This is a genomic window from Marinobacter salinisoli (assembly GCF_017301335.1).
Classification (GTDB): domain Bacteria; phylum Pseudomonadota; class Gammaproteobacteria; order Pseudomonadales; family Oleiphilaceae; genus Marinobacter; species Marinobacter salinisoli.
The window spans coordinates 1,948,970-1,968,760 of record NZ_CP071247.1 but is presented as its reverse complement, the minus strand read 5'-3'; the positions used below and the strand labels follow the sequence as shown (position 1 = coordinate 1,968,760).

Sequence of the window (19,791 nt, the reverse complement as noted above, 5' to 3'; positions counted from 1 at the left end):
GTTCAAAACCACACGTCACACACCATAACGCAGCCAGGCGTTGTGCTTCGACTGTTCTTCGCCGGCTGGCCGAACACCGGAAACCGATCTGCCGTGCAGGCTTGGGTGTCTAGTTCAGTTGATGCCACTCCAGCCGGTTTCTTCCGTTCTGTTTGGCCTCATACAGTGCCTCATCCGCCCGCTTCACATACTCCTCGGGAGACTCGTCTTGAGAGGGCTTTCCGAACGCCACCCCCATGCTGACGGTAAAGCGTATTTCTGCGTCTTCGGTCACCACCGTGTGCTTTTCGATCGCTTTTCGCAGTTGTTCCAGGCGCGCCAGAACCTCATCGCAGTTCCGGCACGCCGTGAAAATCACGAATTCTTCGCCACCAAACCGCGCCAACCCGTCGACTTCTCTGCGGAAGTTCTCCTTCATCAGGCTGGCAATCGCAATCAGGCACTTGTCCCCGGCGTCATGGCCATAGGTGTCGTTGATCGACTTGAAAAAATCGGCGTCTATCATCGCGACCGCGAAACCCTGGCGGTCGCGCTTGCACCACTCGAAGCTCTTGACCAGTTCCTCATCAAAATAATTCCGGTTACCGACCTGGGTCAGGGGATCGGTGGCGCTCATCCGCTCCAGTTTTCCGTTGGCCTCGGCCAGTTTTGCGTTCACGCGCCCCAGCTTCCGATTCCAGTAGGTCAGCGCCAAACCGATCAACAGGGCCACACCGAAGACCTGCAGCAACAGGGAGTAATCGACCGACTGCTCGATACGAATATTGCGCCAATAGTCTTCCAGACGAGTCCTTTCCTCCTCGGTGAGGCTGGCCACCAGTTTTTCCATGATACCCAGTTCAACCCAGTGGCCCTTCGATACCGCGACGGAAAAGAACCATTGTTCGGAAATAGAACCCAGCACTTTCGCCCCCATGATTCCTTCCTGGTGCAGAACATGGCCCAGGCGGGCCAGGGACATGATGTACCCGTCCAGTTCCTGTTCCTGCATCATCTCCAGGCCCTGCTGCTCATTCTCGACTTCCACAAAATTCACCCGTGGATACCGGTATTGAAACAGTTCCAACAGCGCATAGGATTTCACCAGTCCCAACCGCTTTCCGCGAAAGTCGCCAAGGCTGTCGATATACCGGGCGTCCGAGGGCCCGACAACAACGTTTGGCACCTGAAGATAGGGCTCGGTAAAACTCAGGAAGCTGGTCCGGCTGGGGGTTTTCATCGCCATGGGCAGAATATCGCACTGACCTTCACGCACGGCTTCCAGGCTCGCGGCCCAGGATTCTGTGGGAATAAACTTGAATTTGACGTCCGACTTGCGGCCAAACAGAAGCAGCAACTCTGCTGCTACCCCCGTGGGCACGTTGTCATCGTTGACGCCTTCGAGTGGCAAGGCATCGGGCGCAATGCAGTAAGTGATTTGCCACTGGTTATCCTCCAGCCACTCTCGCTCCCGGGCGCTGAATTCCAGCCCAGATCCGACACGCACGTTGGTCAAAGAAACCGGCCCAAACCAATGGTTTTCGATCATCCTTCGTTCGATGGGGCTGATCGCCGCGAGCGCCTGATCGAGAATGTCAGCCAGTTTTGCGTACCGCTCCGGCACGCCGAATCTCAGGTCATCACTGGTTTCCCCGGCAATCTCCACCTCACCGACGATTGTCACACCAGTAATGCCCAGTTCGTTGACCCAGTAATTCCCCCCATGCAAATCGGCCAGTGCGAAGTCGATTTCCCGGTCCGACAGGGCCTGAAACATCGCCTCCTGAGTGTCGTACAGGGCCGCCTGACCACCCAGGATAGCAACCGCCCGGTTCAGGTAACTGGCGTCCGATTGCATACCGACCCGGTGTTCTCTGAGACTTGCCAGGTTGCTGAAACCAGACCGACCAAGCCGACTGAACACCACCTGCGGGATGTGGTGATAGGGCTCGGTGAATTTGATCGCCGAGAGGCTGTCATCCGAGGTGGACGCATCGACGAGTAGTTCAATCTCCGAATTCTGAAACATTTCCTTGAGGTCGGACATCTGGCCGGTCACCGGAATAATCCGGAGGTCGGTGAGTTCCGCCAGGCGATTGAGAATATCGACCGACAGACCACGCAACGCGCCGCCATCCTTGAAACTGAACGGCGCGCCATCGGTTCTGAAGCCTACCCGCACAGGCCCGAGCCGGGCGAGGAAGATCCGGTCGGTGTCGCTCAGCCGCAGTCCCGGCGAGCGGCCATAGACGGAGCCGCCATAATCCGCCCACCGTCGCTGCAACTGGTCCTTCCGAGCGTCAGGAATGGCTTTCAGCCCTTCCTGAAGCTTGCGGAAGAGTTCCGGTTTGTCCCGGCGCACGCCAATTCTCAGTTCCTCCCTCCCCCGCTCGCCAAGCGGGGCCCGTCCGTTCACGTTCAAAAAGTGGAAGCCCGCTTCATTGGCGTGAAAACTCATGCTCAGCCGGGGCCCGAAAATAACGTCCACCCAGCCAAAAGCCAGTGCCTCCACCATGCGCGGAACCGACGGGTAAACAACTACCTGTATGCCCTGATCCTTCAGAAAGGGGATGTAGGAGCGGCCTTCTTCCACGCCGACAATCAGACCCTCCAGTTGCTGCAGAGACTCAATGGCGCCCACAGGATCGCTGCCATCCTCCATCATGTACGTCTGTCTGATGTGGTAGGGATCGGTGAAAAACAGTTCGCCGGCGAGATTGTCGGTAGCGGAGATTTCGTCGATGGCATCAATGCTTCCGCTCAGCAAGGCATTGACCAGCTCGCGCCGACTGCCTCCGCGGAAATCGACACTGATCAAACTGTTCGACACGATATCGTTGACCAGATCCACGGCATAGCCGGATGCTGTACGCCCCTCGAAAAACGAAAAAGGTTCGTGACCAACGGTAATTCCGATCACGGCCGTGTCGGAATCGCGGAGGCCCTCTGCGGGCTGGGCAGCCAATGCAGTGTGCACGATCAGGAGCGCACAGGCGCTGATCCGCGTGAGAAAACGAACAGTACGCCATCGAATCATGTTTTGGGCCGTCTGCCTGAGTTATGTCCTGTTAATCCTAGTTGTCGACTCGGGTATTTCCATCCGACGGCAGGCCAGGCGCCCGAAAATGAAGCCTAGACACTTTTCCATGGCAGCTGCCAAGGTTTCAGGCGTCAACATTGACCGGGGCTTTGCCGGCCCGCGACTCTGCCCAGTCAGGGACGATCGCCACGAACGCGAAACCTCACCTGCTTTTCAATCTCCAGGATCACCAACAGGACCACCCCCACCAGAGCAACCAAAGCAACATCCACCAACGCCAGCGCTTCGGTATGGAAAACCGCCTGGGCCACCGGCCAGTAGGTGATGACACACTGCCCGATCACCACGCTGACTACCGCAAGCCAGACCACCGGCGTGCCGCGCACCATGGACCAGTTCAACGTCCGCACATCCATGTTCCGGATGAAGAACAGGTAGAAAATTTCCAAGGCAACCAGGGTGTTCATTGCCATGGTGCGGGCAAGCTCCACGGTATAACCGGATTCGATGGCAAAGGTATAGATACCGAATACCCCGCACAGGAACAGCAGCGACACCAGGATGATATGCCACAGCACCCCGGCGCCAATCAGCGGATCGTTACGGGGTCGTGGCTTGCGCTGCATGGTGTTGTCACTGGTGGGTTCAAAGGCCAGGGCCAGCCCGAGCGAGACGGTGGTGATGAAATTGATCCACAGGATCTGAACCGGCGTTACCGGCAGAGCCACGCCCACCAGCAATGCGACAATAATGGCAAAGGCTTCTCCGCTGCTGGTGGGCAGCGTCCAGGCAATCACCTTGCGGATATTGTCGCGCACGGTTCGCCCTTCACGGACAGCGGCGACGATGGAGGCAAAGTTGTCATCCGCTAACACCAGATCCGAGACCTCCTTGGCCGCCTCGGTACCCTTGCAGCCCATGGCGATTCCGATATCCGCCCGGCGCAGAGCGGGCGCGTCGTTCACACCATCTCCGGTCATGGCGACGGTCATGCCTTCTGACTGCAGGGCCTTGACCAGCCTCAGCTTGTGCTCCGGGCTGGTTCGGGCGAATACGCTGACTTCCCGGGCGGCGACGGCCAATGCGTCATCGCTCAGCTTGTCCAGCTCGGCCCCGGTGAGGGTTCGCTCATGGTTGGCCAGGCCAATCAGCCCCCCGATGGCCGAGGCGGTGCTGGCGTGATCGCCGGTGATCATTTTGACCCGTATTCCGGCAGCCTGACACTCGGCAACGGCCTTGACGGCCTCTTCCCGTGGCGGATCCATCAAACCGACAATGCCAACGAACACCATTTCATGAGTGACATCATCCAGGTTGATCACGGTTTTGTTCGCAGGCACCTGACGGCAGGCGAACGCCAGCACCCGCTGCCCCTGCGCTGCAATCGTATCCGAGCGCTGCTTCCAGAAGCTGGCATCCAGCGGCACCGGTTCTCCGTCATCCCCCATCTGTGTTGCGCACAAACCAATAACGGTCTCCGGGGCGCCTTTGAGGAAGACCATGCCATGGCCCTGATGGTCGTGATTCAGGGTCGCCATAAACCGGTTGGCGGTATCAAACGGGATAACGTCGGTTCGCGGCCAGGCTTGCCTGAGCTCTGCCGGTGCCTCGTCCACCTTTCCTGCCAGTGCCAGCAGCGCGCCTTCCATGGGATCACCCTGTACGTCCCAATCCTGACCCTGCTTCGATAGTTCCGCGTCATTGCAGAGGGCGGCACTCCGGACCAGCATGTTCAGGGGCGCGGGCACCGACTCGGAGCCAACAGGTTCTCCGTTGAGTCTCACGGTACCGAACGGGGCGTAACCCGAATCATCGACGGTGTAGGACGCCCGATCCGCCACCACACTGACCACGCTCATCTCATTGCGCGTCAGGGTGCCGGTCTTGTCGGTACAGATTACCGAGACCGAGCCCACCGTTTCGATAGCGGGCAGGCGGCGAACGATGGCATGGCGGCGCGCCATGGTCTGCACGCCGACGGCGAGGGTAATGGTCAGAACTGCGGGCAGGCCCTCGGGAATGGCCGCCACCGACAAGCCCACCACCGCCATAAACACCTCGGCAAAAGGCTGCTGCAGAACAAAGTAGCCGTAGAGCAGAATCAGCCCGGCCACCACACCAATCAACAAGGTCAGCCAGCGAGCCAGTTCGGACATCTGTTCGATCAGCGGTGTCGTGAGGGTGGCAACGTCGGTCAACATCCCGCTGATACGTCCGACTTCCGTCGCCTGGCCAGTGGCCACTGCCACACCGGTGCCCTGCCCTCCGGTCACGGTGGTACCGCTGAAGGCCATGCAATCCCGCTCCGCCAGCAAGGTGTCGCCCGCGACCGGTTCGGTCTGCTTGCTCACTGCGACCGACTCACCCGTCAGGATGGCTTCCTGTATCTGCAAGCTGTGCACTTTGATCAGTCGCAGGTCTGCGGGTACGCGATCCCCGGCGTCCAGCAGGACAATATCACCGGGAACCACGTGTTCACCGGCAATGGACAACCGCTTCCCATCGCGGATGACTGTCGCCTGTGGCGCCAGCATGTGGCGAATGGCGGAAATGGCCCGGGCGGCTTTGCCCTCCTGAACGTAACCAACCACCGCATTCAGCAGGACCACCGCCACAATGACTGCGGTATCCAGCCCGTGCCCGAGCAGAAAAGTGATAGACGCCGCCGCCAGCAACACGTAGATGAGTATGTTATGAAATTGCCGAAGAAAACGGATCACGGGGCTCTGAGGCCGCTGTTCCGGCAAGCGGTTCGGCCCGAAACGCGCCAGCCGTGCCTCGGCTTCGGCGTTGTCCAGGCCAGAGCGGCCTGAAGTCAGGGCGCGTAAGACTGCTTCCGTGCCTTGCTGATGGAAACCGGTTCCCTGTTGTTCCATACCGGAGATCTCCCTGGCTCCTGTCATCAGGCCATGTCAGTGTTCAGGCCTGGGTCATTGCCACCTTGGCACCAATGCCTACAAAGATGCCACCGGTTATTCCGTGCATCATCCGGGCCACCCATGGTGGCGCGTTCCAGTGCCGGGACCGGGATACCGCCGCGGCCACCGCACACTGCCAGAGCATGGCCAGAACAAAATGAACCCCGGCCAGTAACAGTGACTGCGACAACACATGCCCCTGGGGGTCAACAAATTGCGGCAACAACGCCATGTAGAAGAGCGCGGCCTTGGGGTTGAACAGGTTGGAAAGCAATCCCTCACGAAAATCCCGCCAGCGGCCGGGCGATTGCGTTACGGCATCGCTCATCACCGGTCGGGCCGGGGAACGACGACTAGCCAGGCGAAGGCTGGATAGCCCCAGCCAAATCAGGTAGCAGGCGCCGGCCCACTTCAGCAGGGTGAACGCCCAGGCGGTCTGCACCAGAATCAGTGAAATGCCGACCGCAGAGAGTGCCGCATGCAGGAAAAGACCACTGCAGATACCCAGGCTGGTCACACACCCCGCCTGCAGATCGGTACGCGTGGTATTACGAATTACCAGTAAGGTATCGACGCCGGGGGTAATGGTCAGTAGCGTAATGGCGACCAGAAACGCCCAGAAAAGCTCGCCGGTTGGCATGACACACCTGAAATGTCCGGGGAAGCCTGGGCAACAGCGGTTCAGGCTTCCGGTTCAAGGATCTTTTTCACCGCTGCCGACCGGTAGAATGACGACAACCGGCGCCGCAGTGCCTCCTCAAGATAACCTTCCTCCCGGAGAACGTCTACCAGGGGCAGCACCAGGGTTTCCACTTCCGCCACAACCATGGTTTCTGTGACCCCCACATCCTGCAACAGCTCAGCAATGGGCCTGTCACCGTATTGCTCAAACAGGTGATTCACCACCGCTGCACAACAGGCTTCAAAATAAGGGGTTTCGCGGAAACTGAGCCAGAATTCGTAACCCAGCACGACAAATTCCTGCAGCTGAATATCGCCGAGCCCTTCGTTGAGTTCCTGAATGCTGAGATCTTCGACGCCAATCCAGGCGGCCATGACCGTATCCCGCACCTCGTCATCGGTGAGCGCCCGATGCAGAAAGGCTTCACTGCGGCTGATCAGCCCGGGCAGGCTGTCGGATAACCAGGTCTTGATGCGGCGTTCGAAGCTTTCGTCCAGCCCTGGCACCGCTTTATTGGCCATCTTCTTGCCGAACTTCATCATCGAGCCGACACCCGGGACCGACTTGGTGATCAGATTATCCTCGTAGAGATACGTCACCAGCCCCTGATACACCACATTGGCAACCAACTCCTGATACACCGGGTGAGCCATGATGCCACTGATCATTCGTTCACGGTGCTGCTTGAGTTCCAGCGCCTCCTCAACGAATCCCGTGACCTGATCGCGACTGAGAATTTCCTTCAGCCGGGTGTGAGATTGCATCGGAGCGTTGAGCACCTGCGCCGCCATCTCGCCCGCGATCTCGGGGATACCGGCATCCAGATCCATATCGATCACCAGCCGGCGAATCACACCCAGAATCTGGTCCGGTGAACTGAGCCGGTTCAATGTCACCCGGTCCGCGTAGGTAAACAGGGCCGCCACCTCGCGCGCCAGATACTTCTGGAGCTTGGCACCTTTAAAATGGGCCAGCTCATGCTTTACGTGTTGCTCAAGAAGGGCATTCGCCAGGTCGGTGACGGCGGTGGTCATGATTCGGTGTCCTGAACGTTGGAGAGGCTTGATGGGATACAGCACAGGCTAACACGAAGCCGCACCGCTCCGAATTGCCCCAGCGGCTGATTTCTGTCGCGGTGCGGCCAAGTGATGATGGTCGGGCTGCGTGCAGGGGTTACTGAAAGTCGCTGAAGGTATGGGGCTCAGCACCGAGGGCCAGGCACAGACTCCCCTGCCCAATATAGATACTGCTGGTTATTCCCATCTGGGACAGCAAGAGTTCTACACCGTGCTGGTCACAGGTTTCCCGCAACCGGTCCAGGCCCGGAAGTGTGTCGATCTCTTGCCAGGATAAGCCACAGGACAAACAGACATAGGGCGTCAGCAGGCCGGCCTCAATTCGGCCAATGGCGTAGTTCATGACCTTTTCCACCGCCAGTTCGAAACTTCGCGTTTTCGCGACCGGTTTCGCGTCGGCGCCCCGACCGAACAGCACGGGTGTAATGTTCAGCGCCTTACCGAGAAACGCGACCAGGGCCGATACACTTTTGTCACCGCGCATGCGGGCACGCTCACGGATGTAGTGCAGGTCCCGCGGGATGACACAGGTGTAGATCTTATCGGTGAAGGTTTCGATTTCGTGCCGCAGTGCGTTCTTGGACAGCTTCTTGTCGAGCAGGGTCAGCGTGTGGGCGGCGAGCAATCCCTGGCCCGCGAAGAGCTGCTTACTGTCAACCACCCTCATGGTGAAATTACCTTGCACACCGGCCGCTTCGCGTGCCGTGTGGTAATGCACCATGACGCTGTTCATGGCTTCGGTGGCATTCTGATACACCAGGCTGCGGGATCGGGTGACCGTTTCACAAATGGCAAAATCATACTGGGTGACGATTTTCTCCATGAACAGGTCATGGATCTGGGCCGGGGTAAACGCCTGGGTTTCAGCGTGGTGGCCCTTTTGCAGCAACCCGTTGTGGTAAAACTCCCGGGTCTGTTCGGGATTGTGGTCGTCAATGTAGGTGTGGTGGTCGATGGTTGCCGTCACCGGCAGGATGAATACATCGTTCTTTTTGCTGAATTCATGCGGTAAATCACAGGCCGAATCCACGATCAGACCAACTCGCATAACTGCCTCCGAACGTCGGCGTTCCCTGGACGGTCGCACTGTTGTCATTATTTTCAGTGATATGTGATAGCCAAACATGTAATTTTTGGCAACACTTCAAACCCAAAACTGCTGACTGGTGCATATTTAACCAGTCATCAGGCCGACGACACTCCCCCATCAAGCTCTGCCAGATTTTGGCTCAGCAAATCGCGGTTGTCCTGCTGCCAGGGATGGAAGCCCTTGCGGAAATAAGCCAGAAAATCCGGCAGGCACCGGCGAAGAACTCCGGGCCGGCCCCAGAGGAAATTAAGGCCGCCCAGCCAGGTCCGAAGGCTCCACAATTTGCCGTCGGTCTTCAGCAGGCTACAGGTGTTAATCAAGGTGTATTTGAAGAAGTTGTAGGTGACAAACACGAACACAATTCGCCGCAGCCGCTCATTTCCTACGCAGTGCCGGTAGACGTCAAAGGCCACGGATTTGTGCTCAGTTTCCTCAATCGCATGCCAGCGCCAGAGCAGCTGCATCTGTGGCGAGGCACCGGCCATCCACTCAGGATGCCGGAGGATGGCATTGGCCAGCACCGCCGTGTAATGCTCAGCCGCGCAGGTGCCAGCTAACTGACGATCTCTGGGCAGTGAACCTACCCACTGCATGTGCTTTTGGAATCGGGCATCCAGAGTGTCAATCTCGTAGCCACGGGCTTTCAGGGCCTCGTTGTAGTGGCGATGTTCCCGGCTGTGCAAGCCTTCTTGCCCGATAAATCCGCGGATTTCCTCTTTCAGCTTCGGGTCGTCAATCTGGTCGCGATAATGACGCACCGCATTGATGAACTGTTGCTCACCGTCAGGGAACTGCAATGAAAGGGCATTGAAGAACGCGGTGCGGAACGCATCGTTGCCGTGCCACCAGGTTTTCAGATCCTCGGACACATCGAAATGCATATGCCGGGGTTGGACAGACACATCCTCGGGGGTGTGGCTGATGGTCATCACTGCCTCCTGCCTTTGTTCTGGTTATTCACAGAGGTCCATGTGTCAGTGCTAACGGTAGAGTAGCCACCAACAGACTGTACATAAGTTAACCAGTTAACGGCCCAAATTGACAGGGGGTTGGCCCCAGCACCCCGAGCAGCGCGCAACTTGGCCTAAGAGCCCTTCAACATCTCGCTGGCCAGGGTTCCCAGGCGCCGGATGGCAAACTCGACTCGCTCGGTCCAGGGATTGGCGGCGTTCAATCGCAGGTAGTTTTCATACTTGTCGCTGATGGAGAACATCCTTCCGGGTGCGATATTGATGCCTTCTTCCAGCGCCTTCCGGTAAAGCTGGGTGCCGGACACATTCACCGGCAACTGCACCCAGAGCACAAAGCCCCCCTGCGGCCGGCTGACCGCCGTTCCCTCGGGGAAAGCGTGGCCCACGGCCACACGCATGCGCTCCACCGCATCCCGGTATTGTTGTCGGGCAACCCGCAAATAACGCTCGTAGCCACCCTGCTCCAGAAAGCGGGAGACGGCCAGCTGCGGCAGGCTCGCGGTCGCCAGATTGCTGAAGTATTTCTGTTGTTTCGCCTGCGGAAAGTAGCGCCCGGGCAGCATCCAGCCCAGGCGCAACCCTGGCGAGATGGTCTTGGAGAACGAGCTGCAGTAGATCACGTTGCCGGAGCGATCGAAGGCCTTGGCGGGCCTGGGCCGATGATCACCGAAATAGAGGTCGCCATAGATATCGTCATCGATCAACGGCACGCCCGCCGCATTGAGCATGGTCACCAGCGCCTGCTTGCGCTCGTCGCTCAGTTTTGCTCCCAGGGGGTTGCTGTGATTGGTAACCACCAAACAGGCCTTAACCGGCCACTGCTCCAGAGCCAGTTGCAGACCCTCGAGACTGAGGCCGTCAGTGGGGTGGGAGGGAATCTCGATCACCTGCAACCCCACCACTTCCAGTGCCTGGAGAATACCCGGGAAGCACGGCGACTCGATCGCCACGATATCCCCCGGCGAGGTCACCGAGCGCAGGCCAAGAATCATCGCTTCCTGCGCCCCGTTGGTGGTCAGTACATCGTCGGCGGTGCACAGGCAGCCCAGTCCGTTCATCCGTTGGGCAATCTGGCGCCGGAATTCGGCCTTGCCCGGAAAGGCATAGTCCAGAACCTCGGTTCCGTGGCGGGCCGCCCACAAGGTCGCCTGCTGTATCTGCCTGACGGGCAGAAAATCGGGATGGGGTATGGCCGCGGCCAGGGGAACCGAACGGGTTCGCTCGTCGGAGCAAAGCTCCAGGGCCATTTCCCGGGCGGTGGCGGGCATCGGCTCGGCGCGAGTCAGCTCCATCTTCGGCTCTGGCGTGTCCAGCCTTGGCAAACGCACAAAGTAGCCACTGCGTTCGCGCGCCTCCAGATAACCCCGGCCTTCCAGGGTCTGGTGAGCCTGCAGAATTGTGGACACACTGACACCGAATTGCCGGCTCAGAACGCGAACGCCGGGCAGCCGCTCGCCTTCCCGGTAAACGCCCTCGTGAATCAGCGTCTGAAGCTGGTCTGCCAGGTGGTTGTATAACATTCCCATAGCGCCATCCTGCCATAAGCCCGGCGCATGGCTGCAGCACAGTTACCGGGCGATCGATGCAGTACAGTTGGCAAAACTTTAAAACTGTACCGGTTCAATCTAATAGTAACTGAATCTGTATCGATATACCCGGCAGCGCGACAATGGTGTCACGATAACCGGAGAAGGAATCCCGATCATGAACACCCATGACATCCCCGCAAACCGTCCTCGGGACAGGCACGTATCCCGCAAAGACGTTCTTGGCCTGTCCCAGGCGAATGCGGAAACACAGGGAAGCTGGGCCGCAATTACCAGGAGCCTCAAACTTTTGCATGAGCTCGGTTTCGAGGTACTTCTGGCGGAGCCTCACCACTGGATTTTGCGCTGCAATGGTGCACTGCCGGAATACCATCTCTACAGTACTGAGGAACTCGCCGTTTTTGCCCAACGCAGGCTCGCCGAATCGAGCAGACAGGCAAACCAACAACACGGAATCATGAGGAAAGAAGCATGAGCACCTACCCGATCTACCAAGTCGATGCATTCACTAGCAAAGTCTTCGGTGGCAACCCGGCAGCCGTGATGCCGCTCACCAAGTGGCTGCCGGACGACGTCATGCAGCAACTGGCGAAAGAAAACAATCTGGCGGAAACCGCCTTTATCGTTCCGGAGCCCGAGGGTGCGGAACAGGATTTCCATATCCGCTGGTTTACGCCCGGAGCCGAAGTGCCGCTGTGCGGCCATGCCACACTGGCCACGGCCTGGGTGCTGTTCAACAAACTGGGATTCCCCCGTGCGCAGGTCAGCTTCCGCTCCAAGAGCGGCCCCCTGGGTGTAAGCCAGCAGGACGATGGCTGGCTGGAACTGGACTTCCCGAATCTGGCCTTTGAGGAGCGCCCGACGCCTGCCCTGCTGCGCGACGCCATGCCCGAAGCGGGGGATACGGTGCTCTTTGTGCCCAACGACACCAACTACCTGGTTCTGGTTGAGGACGAGACCACCGTACGCAACGCCAACCCGGATTTGCGGTTACTAAAGCAGCTGGGCAACCAGGGCGTGATCATCAGTGCGCCGGGCCAGAGCGCCGACTTCGTTTCCCGTTATTTCGTGCCGGCCGTGGGCATCGACGAAGACCCGGTCACCGGCTCGATTCACAGCGTGCTCACGCCCTACTGGGCGAACAAGCTGGGGCGCAGCACACTGCTGGCGCATCAGCTGTCCGATCGGGGCGGCGTCTTGAAGTGCGAGCTACGGGGCGACCGGGTCGGCATTGCGGGTCAGGCCGCCTTTTACATGGAAGGCACTGTTCACCTGTGACCACCCTCGTTCGGCAAGATTACGAAATGGCAACTCGCTGAAGTGATAGCTGCAACATGAACGTGCGTATGGGTCTGATTGGATCTGAACTTCAGGAGGAATCCCATGACAGCTACAAAAGCATTCGCAGCACAATCCGCCACATCCGGAATGGGGCCTCATGACATCGAGCGCAGGCCATTGCGCAAAGACGATGTTGCCATTGAAATCGATTACTGCGGGGTCTGCCATACCGACATTCATTTCGTCGAAAACGATTGGGGAGTAACCGTCTATCCCGTTGTTCCCGGCCATGAAATTGTGGGTAGGGTGACCGCGGTCGGGCCGGATGTGCGGGCATACAAAGAAGGCGATGTGGTTGGTGTGGGTTGCATGGTCGATTCCTGCCGGACCTGCTCGGCCTGTGAAGCGGGGCTGGAGCAATATTGCTCGGGGGGCATGACGGCCACTTACAACGGTGAAGACCGCCATGATCACTCCGTCACCTATGGTGGTTACTCCGAACGTATCATTGTCAGCGAGCGCTTTGTGGTTCGGATTCCGGAAAAGCTGGACACGAAAAAGGCAGCGCCCCTGCTCTGTGCCGGCATCACCACTTACTCGCCCCTGAGGCACTATGGCGTAAAGCCGGGCCACAAAGTCGGTGTCATCGGCATGGGCGGCCTCGGCCACATGGGCGTCAAGTTCGCCAAGGCCCTGGGTGCAGAGGTCACCATCTTCACACGGTCGGAAAGCAAGGTAGCCGAAGCCAAAAACCAAGGTGCGGACCACGTGGTCATTTCCTCCGACGAGGACCAGATGGCCGGGGTCGCCGAAACCTTCGACTTCATGCTTGATACCGTTCCGGTACAGCACGACCTCAATCCTTACCTCAATTGCCTCAAGTTCGATGGCACCCACATCATCGTGGGCCTGCTGGAGCCCATCGAGCCAGCGCTGGAGGCCGGAGCCCTGGTGTTCAAGCGTCGCGTACTGGCCGGCTCGCTGATTGGCGGTATGCCGGAAACCCAGGAAGTGCTCGATTTCTGCGCTGAACACGACATCAGCTGTGATGTTGAGATGCTCGACATTCACAACATCAACGAGGCGTACAAGCGGATGAAGAAAGGTGACGTCAAATACCGCTTTGTCATCGACATGAAATCACTGAAGGACAGCTGACGAACCACCTGCCCGGTACCGTTTTATAGGTGCCGGGCACGATTTCTCTCACCTTCGCAGCCACGTATAATGCGCGATCCATTCCAACCGCTGCGATGATTCATGGCCTCGGACTTCGACGTAATAATTATTGGTGCCGGCGCCGCCGGCTTGATGTGCGCGGCCACTGCGGGCTATCGCGGCCGCCGGGTACTGGTCATCGACCACGCCAACAAACCGGGCAAGAAAATCCTGATGTCCGGCGGCGGGCGGTGTAACTTCACCAACCTGAACAGCACACCGGCCAACTTCCTGTCTGATAACCCGCATTTCTGTATCTCGGCGCTCAGACGTTACACCCCCCAGCACTTTCTGGAACTGGTTGACCGGCACGGCGTGGAGTATGTGGAAAAGGCCCCGGGGCAGTTGTTCTGCGAAGACAGTGCCAAAGACATCCTGAACCTGCTGATCACCGAGTGTGAATGGGCCGGTGCCGAAATCCGGATGCGCACCTCGGTGTCATCGGTCACCGAAAGCGATGAGGGCTACCGGCTGGCCACCAGCTCTGGCCCACTCACCTGTCGGTCTCTGGTCATCGCCACCGGAGGGCTGTCCATTCCCACCATGGGCGCCACCGGCTTCGGGTATCAGATTGCCGAGCAATTCGGGCTGCAAGTGCTGCCGACACGGGCGGGCTTGGTGCCATTTACCCTTCAGCCGGAACTCAAGGACCAGTTATCGCCGTTGTCCGGCGTCAGCTGTCCGGTGGAAGCCAGCTGCAACAACCAGCATTTCCGCGAACCCATGCTGGTGACCCACCGGGGGCTAAGCGGCCCCAGCATGTTGCAGATCTCCAGTTTCTGGAACCCAGGCGATGAACTGGCCATCAACCTCCTGCCAGCGCAGCGCGTGATGGAAGATCTGCTGGCCCTGCGTCGGGATAGGCCGCAAAGCACCCTCGCGCACTACCTGGCCCAGCACCTGCCCAAGCGATTCGCGCAGGCCTTCAACGAGCTGCAAGGCTGGAGCGGCCCGTTGCAGGGCCACAAGAACAGCGACCTCGAACAGATCGCGCGTACGTTGGAGCAGTGGACTATCAAGCCAGCTGGCACGGAAGGCTACCGGACGGCGGAAGTGACGCTCGGCGGTGTCGACACCCGTCAGCTGTCATCCAAAACCATGGCCACCATTGACCGCCCCGACCTGTACTTCATCGGTGAAGTGGTGGACGTTACCGGTCATTTGGGCGGACATAATTTCCAGTGGGCATGGGCGTCTGGCGTGGCCGCGGGGAACGCAGCCTGAAGACGCCAGAAGGGGTGATTCCGGCGACAACGCAGGAGGGCAACCACGAGTAGATTGCCCCCGCCACCAGAAGTCCGGGTCAGCGCAGAATCACCAACGGCGTCGTTGCCGTCCTGAGCATCTGGGTGGTCGTGCTTCCGACCAGGAACTGACGGATTCGTGAGTGCCCGTAAGCCCCCATCACCAGCACATCGATATTGTGCTCCCGCTGATACTCGTGCAGCGCCGGCTCGACATCCCCGGCACGGATGGCCATGGTGATCTCGGACCCGAGCGGCTCAAGCATTTTCTTGGCCTGTTTCAGTTGCTCCCAGCGATCATTGGTATCAGCCCCGATCATCACCAGATGCAGAGGCATTCCCTTCACCACTGGACTATCGGCCAGGATCTCGACGCCTTTGAACGCCGTTGCACTGCCATCGAACGCCAGCATGGCGCTCTTCGGTGCGGTGAATTCATCCGGCACCAGCAAGATCGGCCGGTGCACACTGCGGATCACCGTTTCCAGCTGGCTGCCGATGTGAACGTCGCGGTCGGAGCTGCTCTCACCATGCAGCCCCATCACCAACAGCCGGGTCTGGCTTTCCAGTGCCAGCAGCGACGCGGTCAGGTCGTCGTGACGCTGGCGCTGCGTCACGTCTTCAACACCCGCTTCCCGAACCCGGCGCTCGGCCTCATCCAGCATGTTATGGCCATGCTCAAGGGCCAGCTTGGCGCGCTTGCGATCGAGCTCGGCGAGTTCTTCCAGTAACTGCTCCCGGCTGCCCAGGCCGATGTTACCGGCCAGATCCGGCTCTGCCGGGTAGCGTTCTTCATCCAAAACGTGCAGTAGCGTCAGGGGCGCTTGCATGTGCCGGCTCGCCCAGGACGCATAGTCACAGACGGCGGGCGCAGCGCGGGAACCGTCGATACAGGCCACAACTCGTTGCATGTTCACCTCACCTTGCTGATCGTTCTGATTATTATTCTGGCTGCGATCTTCCGCGGATTCCTTGGCGTGGGTCATATCAGTGCCCCATCAGTTGATCAATGGCATCCGGCTTGTCGTGGACCCCAAAGCGATCGATGATGGTGGCGCTGGCCTCGTTCAGCCCTTTCACCTCAACATCCGCGCCTTCCCGACGGAACTTGATGACGGCCTTGTCCAGCGACCCCACCGCCGTAATATCCCAGAAATGGGCACGACTCAGATCAATCACCACCTTATCGACTGCTTCCTTGAAGTCAAAGGACTGAAGGAATTTTTCCGACGAACTGAAGAACACCTGGCCGATCACCTTGTAGGTGCGGGTGTTGGTCTGATCGTCCAGCTCGGAACGGACCACCATGTAGTGGCCGATCTTGTTGGCAAAGAACAGGGCCGCCAGCAGAACGCCGGCCAGCACACCATAGGCCAGGTTGTGGGTAGCCACCACGACAATCACGGTCACCAGCATCACCACGTTGGTGGAAACCGGATGTTCCTTGAGGTTGCGGATAGAGTCCCAGGAGAAGGTGCCGATGGACACCATGATCATCACCGCCACCAGCGCAGCCATGGGGATCTGAACCAGCACGCTGTCCAGCACCAGTACCATGATGAGCAGAAACACACCGGCGATCAGCGTCGACAAGCGGGTACGACCGCCGGACTTCACGTTGATCACCGACTGGCCAATCATCGCACAGCCGGCCATGCCGCCGATCAGGCCGGAACCGATGTTGGCGATGCCCTGACCTTTGCACTCGCGGTTACGGTCACTTTCGGTATCCGTCAGATCATCGACGATGGTGGCCGTCATCATCGATTCCAGCAGGCCCACAATGGCCAGCGGAATGGAGTACGGCAGGATGATCATCAGGGTTTCCATATTCAGTGGCACGTCCGGCCACAGGAAAATCGGCAGGGTATCCGGCAGCGCCCCCATGTCGCCAACGGTGCGGATATCCAGCCCCATCAGTACGGAGACCAGCGTGAGTACCACGATACACACCAGTGGCGATGGAATGGTCTTGCCCACCTTGGGCAACAGCGGGAACAGGTAGATGATGCCGAGGCCGGCCGCCGTCATGGCGTAGACGTGCCAGGTTACGTTGGTCAACTCCGGCAACTGGGCCATGAAAATCAGAATCGCCAGCGCGTTCACGAACCCGGTCACCACTGATCGGGAGACAAACCGCATCAGGCTGCCCAGCTTCAGGTAACCGGCAACAATCTGGATCACACCGGTCAGAATGGTGGCCGCCAGCAGGTACTCAAGCCCGTGTTCCTTCACCAGCGTCACCATCAGGACCGCCATGGCCGCGGTGGCTGCCGAGATCATACCCGGACGACCGCCCACAAAGGCGATGATGACCGCAATACAGAATGAGGCGTACAGGCCGACCTTGGGATCAACGCCGGCGATGATGGAAAAGGCGATGGCCTCCGGAATCAGCGCCAGCGCCACCACGATACCGGAGAGAATGTCGCCTCGAATGTTGGATAACCATTCGTTTTTCAGTGTATTAACCATGTCGGGTTCCGTTTTTTGGTAAAGCGGGTCAAAACTCGCTCGCCGAGCGGGCCGGAGAATCGCAACGAAGATCCGAAGACAGGGAAAGCGGCAATAGGTTACGCGCCGGAACAACGGGAGCTTCGGGATGCCGGTGGGCTTTGACCTTACAGGATAGTAAGCAAGGGCGGCGAAGCTTATCAGATTCACTAATGGCGCGTAAGGTAAGGGATGACCGGTGGGTTTATGATTGCAGCCACAGGGCGCTACAATAAAAACAGTTTTTTCCAACACTTAGGGAAGCCCCGCGCCCATGGATGAGGTTACCAGCCAGTTCATTACCACCAACCAGACCACGATCAACCTGGCGGTGGCCCTGTTGCTGGGTGCCATCATCGGGCTGGAACGGGGATGGGATGCCCGGGACCAAAAATCCGGTGAGCGCATTGCCGGCATCCGGACGTTTGCCCTGGTCGGGCTGCTGGGCGGGGTGTCCGCCGTTCTTTCGGACGCCATTACTGTCTGGGCATTTCCCGTGTTACTGGCCAGTGTGGTGGCCATGAACGTGGTTGGCTACAGTCAGCGCCTGTCCCATATCCGCAACTTCAGTATCACCAGCATGGTGGGCATGGTACTCACGTTCTGTTTCGGCGCCATTGCCGTGGCGGTTGATCCGGTGATGGCCACCGCCGCTGCGGTGGTCACTGCGGTTATTCTGGACAACAAGGAAGACATTCACGGCTGGGTCAGCAAACTCAAGGAGCACGAACTGGATGCGGCCCTCAAGCTGCTGCTCATTTCCGTGGTGCTCCTGCCACTCCTGCCCAATGAGAAGATGGGGCCCGGTGGCGTGCTCAACCCGCGGGAAATCTGGTGGATGGTGGTGCTGATTGCCTCGATTTCCTTCGTTGGATACTTCGCGATGCGCGTCGCCGGCACGCGCAAGGGTATCCTGTTTACCAGCCTGTTTGCCGGGCTAAGCTCGTCCACCGCGCTGACCCTGAACTTTGCCCGCCAGTCTGCCGACAACCCCCAGCTTGGGCCCCAGCTGGCTGCGGGCATCCTGATCGCCTGCGGCACCATGTTTCCCCGCATTCTGATGTACGGCTTCGTGATTAATCGCGACTTGCTGCCGTTGCTGGTGGCGCCGGTCATCACCATGGCAGCGCTGCTGTACATCCCCGCCTGGCTTATCTGGCGACAGCACTCAGACAAGCCAGCCCTGAGCCAGATGGAACTCAAACAGAACCCGCTGGACCTGCCTTCAGCGATGGTTTTTGGCCTACTGCTCACGGCTATTCTGCTGCTGGGCGAACTCTTGAAGGAGTGGCTGGGTACCGCGGGTGTTTACATGCTCGCCTTCGCCTCCGGCATTGCCGACGTGGACGCCATCACCCTGTCCCTGACCCGCATGTCCCACGACCGGCTGGCGCTGGATGTCGCCGCATTGGCGATTGTGATCGCAGCAGCGACCAATAATCTGATGAAATCCGCCATGGCCTGGGGCCTTGGCGATCGCAAGGCTGGCAAGCTGGTGGCCGCGCCCATGCTGCTGTCCATGGCAGCAGGGCTCGCAGTCGCCTGGTTTCAGTAATTACCGGGCGCGCCGGAACGTCAGGTTGTACCGGCAGCGGCCGGTCAGTGGGTGTTCACCTTCTTTCAGGCGCAGAACGCCGTGGTAGAACAAGCGGGAGGGGCCGCCCCATACCACCACGTCACCATGCCCGAGCGGAATATTCACCGGTCGCTCATTCCGCCTCGCCCCGCCAAACTGAAATACCTGAGGCAAGCCCAACGAAACCGACACAATCGGCTGACCGAAGTCCTGCTCGTCCTTGTCCTGATGCAAGCCCATCTTCGCCCCGGGCTGATAACGGTTGATCAGGCAGGCATCCGGCCGGAAATCCGGATAACCGGCCTCGGCGGCCGCCTCTTGTGCAAGCCCCAGCATGGGTTCGGGAATCGCCGGCCAGAGTTCGCCGCTCAGCGGATCCTCCTGTTGGTAGCGGTAACCGCGTGCGTCGGTCACCCAGCCCAGCTGCCCACAACAGGTCATGGCGGCCGACATGGTATGGCCACTGGGGGTTTGCATATGCCTGAACGGAGCCTGCCGGGCCACCCGCGTGATGGCGTTGAGCAAGGCCTGGTCCGAGTCGCAGGCCAGCCCCCGCAGCACCCGAGCGCCCTCGCCGACCTCTTCGGTGAAGCGCGCCACAGGCTGATTCTGAAACAGATCCATGGTCATGATGGTGCACCCTGCGCTATGCCAGAAAAATACCCGGTCTGGGTCT

The 19,791-nt window shown here is 59.2% G+C and carries 15 protein-coding genes; 5 read left to right on the top strand and 10 right to left on the bottom strand.

Translation table 11 applies throughout. The annotated features are described in order from the left end of the window. Positions 1-109: 109 nt before the first annotated feature. From LPB19_RS08975 to LPB19_RS08945, 7 genes are all read right to left on the bottom strand, one after another. Positions 110-3,016 (bottom strand): transporter substrate-binding domain-containing diguanylate cyclase, encoded by a 2,907-nt coding sequence (locus LPB19_RS08975; protein ID WP_206642594.1) that lies wholly within the window; start codon positions 3,014-3,016, stop codon positions 110-112. A 176-nt stretch (positions 3,017-3,192) separates the two neighbouring features. Further along, positions 3,193-5,895 carry an HAD-IC family P-type ATPase gene (locus tag LPB19_RS08970; protein WP_206642593.1) on the bottom strand — a complete coding sequence of 901 codons (2,703 nt, stop codon included), beginning with the start codon at positions 5,893-5,895 and terminating at the stop codon, positions 3,193-3,195. Positions 5,896-5,938: 43 nt separating this feature from the next. Further along, entirely contained in the window at positions 5,939-6,577 is a 639-nt protein-coding gene (locus LPB19_RS08965) for a LysE family translocator (protein WP_206642592.1), read from the bottom strand. Between the two features lie 41 nt (positions 6,578-6,618). After that, on the bottom strand, positions 6,619-7,653 hold the full coding sequence (locus LPB19_RS08960; RefSeq protein ID WP_206642591.1) for a hypothetical protein: 1,035 nt from the start codon (positions 7,651-7,653) through the stop codon (positions 6,619-6,621). Between the two features lie 139 nt (positions 7,654-7,792). Then, positions 7,793-8,743: a DegV family protein gene (locus LPB19_RS08955; protein WP_206642590.1), complete on the bottom strand. Its 951-nt coding sequence runs from the start codon at positions 8,741-8,743 to the stop codon at positions 7,793-7,795. 137 nt (positions 8,744-8,880) lie between these two features. Further along, complete coding sequence (locus tag LPB19_RS08950; protein ID WP_206642589.1) at positions 8,881-9,714, bottom strand: metal-dependent hydrolase; 834 nt, start codon at positions 9,712-9,714, stop codon at positions 8,881-8,883. A 155-nt stretch (positions 9,715-9,869) separates the two neighbouring features. Next, complete coding sequence (locus LPB19_RS08945; RefSeq protein ID WP_206642588.1) at positions 9,870-11,282, bottom strand: aminotransferase-like domain-containing protein; 1,413 nt, start codon at positions 11,280-11,282, stop codon at positions 9,870-9,872. Between the two features lie 178 nt (positions 11,283-11,460). Here LPB19_RS08945 and LPB19_RS08940 point away from each other — a divergent pair, with 178 nt between their 5' ends. From LPB19_RS08940 to LPB19_RS08925, 4 genes are all read left to right on the top strand, one after another. After that, complete coding sequence (locus LPB19_RS08940) at positions 11,461-11,778, top strand: hypothetical protein (protein ID WP_206642587.1); 318 nt, start codon at positions 11,461-11,463, stop codon at positions 11,776-11,778. Next, on the top strand, positions 11,775-12,581 hold the full coding sequence (locus LPB19_RS08935; protein ID WP_206642586.1) for a PhzF family phenazine biosynthesis protein: 807 nt from the start codon (positions 11,775-11,777) through the stop codon (positions 12,579-12,581). Before LPB19_RS08940 ends, LPB19_RS08935 begins: the two co-directional genes overlap by 4 nt. Positions 12,582-12,686: 105 nt before the next feature. Continuing rightward, on the top strand, positions 12,687-13,742 hold the full coding sequence (locus LPB19_RS08930) for an NAD(P)-dependent alcohol dehydrogenase (protein WP_206642585.1): 1,056 nt from the start codon (positions 12,687-12,689) through the stop codon (positions 13,740-13,742). Between the two features lie 102 nt (positions 13,743-13,844). After that, positions 13,845-15,026 carry a BaiN/RdsA family NAD(P)/FAD-dependent oxidoreductase gene (locus LPB19_RS08925; protein ID WP_206642584.1) on the top strand — a complete coding sequence of 394 codons (1,182 nt, stop codon included), beginning with the start codon at positions 13,845-13,847 and terminating at the stop codon, positions 15,024-15,026. A gap of 79 nt (positions 15,027-15,105) precedes the next feature. Here the strand turns inward: LPB19_RS08925 and LPB19_RS08920 are convergent, their stop codons facing one another. Both LPB19_RS08920 and LPB19_RS08915 read right to left on the bottom strand, forming a co-directional pair. Beyond that, positions 15,106-15,957 (bottom strand): universal stress protein, encoded by an 852-nt coding sequence (locus LPB19_RS08920; RefSeq protein WP_407943955.1) that lies wholly within the window; start codon positions 15,955-15,957, stop codon positions 15,106-15,108. A 76-nt stretch (positions 15,958-16,033) separates the two neighbouring features. After that, complete coding sequence (locus tag LPB19_RS08915) at positions 16,034-17,521, bottom strand: SulP family inorganic anion transporter (protein WP_206642582.1); 1,488 nt, start codon at positions 17,519-17,521, stop codon at positions 16,034-16,036. 292 nt (positions 17,522-17,813) lie between these two features. Between LPB19_RS08915 and LPB19_RS08910 the strand changes: the two genes are divergently transcribed. Further along, complete coding sequence (locus tag LPB19_RS08910; RefSeq protein WP_206642581.1) at positions 17,814-19,094, top strand: MgtC/SapB family protein; 1,281 nt, start codon at positions 17,814-17,816, stop codon at positions 19,092-19,094. On the opposite strand, the gene alkB is transcribed toward LPB19_RS08910, so the two are convergent. After that, complete coding sequence (gene alkB / locus LPB19_RS08905) at positions 19,095-19,745, bottom strand: DNA oxidative demethylase AlkB (protein WP_206642580.1); 651 nt, start codon at positions 19,743-19,745, stop codon at positions 19,095-19,097. Between the last annotated feature and the right edge of the window lie 46 nt (positions 19,746-19,791).

Excerpts from the sequence above, each read along its gene's own strand:
- LPB19_RS08925 (WP_206642584.1), top strand. The coding sequence starts at position 13,845 with ATGGCCTCGGACTTCGACGTAATAATTATTGGTGCCGGCGCCGCCGGC.
- LPB19_RS08920 (WP_407943955.1), bottom strand. The coding sequence starts at position 15,957 with ATGCAACGAGTTGTGGCCTGTATCGACGGTTCCCGCGCTGCGCCCGCC.
- LPB19_RS08975 (WP_206642594.1), bottom strand. The coding sequence starts at position 3,016 with ATGATTCGATGGCGTACTGTTCGTTTTCTCACGCGGATCAGCGCCTGT.
- LPB19_RS08915 (WP_206642582.1), bottom strand. The coding sequence starts at position 17,521 with ATGGTTAATACACTGAAAAACGAATGGTTATCCAACATTCGAGGCGAC.
- LPB19_RS08910 (WP_206642581.1), top strand. The coding sequence starts at position 17,814 with ATGGATGAGGTTACCAGCCAGTTCATTACCACCAACCAGACCACGATC.
- LPB19_RS08945 (WP_206642588.1), bottom strand. The coding sequence starts at position 11,282 with ATGGGAATGTTATACAACCACCTGGCAGACCAGCTTCAGACGCTGATT.
- LPB19_RS08955 (WP_206642590.1), bottom strand. The coding sequence starts at position 8,743 with ATGCGAGTTGGTCTGATCGTGGATTCGGCCTGTGATTTACCGCATGAA.
- LPB19_RS08940 (WP_206642587.1), top strand. The coding sequence starts at position 11,461 with ATGAACACCCATGACATCCCCGCAAACCGTCCTCGGGACAGGCACGTA.
- LPB19_RS08935 (WP_206642586.1), top strand. The coding sequence starts at position 11,775 with ATGAGCACCTACCCGATCTACCAAGTCGATGCATTCACTAGCAAAGTC.
- LPB19_RS08965 (WP_206642592.1), bottom strand. The coding sequence starts at position 6,577 with ATGCCAACCGGCGAGCTTTTCTGGGCGTTTCTGGTCGCCATTACGCTA.
- LPB19_RS08970 (WP_206642593.1), bottom strand. The coding sequence starts at position 5,895 with ATGGAACAACAGGGAACCGGTTTCCATCAGCAAGGCACGGAAGCAGTC.
- alkB (WP_206642580.1), bottom strand. The coding sequence starts at position 19,745 with ATGACCATGGATCTGTTTCAGAATCAGCCTGTGGCGCGCTTCACCGAA.
- LPB19_RS08930 (WP_206642585.1), top strand. The coding sequence starts at position 12,687 with ATGACAGCTACAAAAGCATTCGCAGCACAATCCGCCACATCCGGAATG.
- LPB19_RS08960 (WP_206642591.1), bottom strand. The coding sequence starts at position 7,653 with ATGACCACCGCCGTCACCGACCTGGCGAATGCCCTTCTTGAGCAACAC.
- LPB19_RS08950 (WP_206642589.1), bottom strand. The coding sequence starts at position 9,714 with ATGACCATCAGCCACACCCCCGAGGATGTGTCTGTCCAACCCCGGCAT.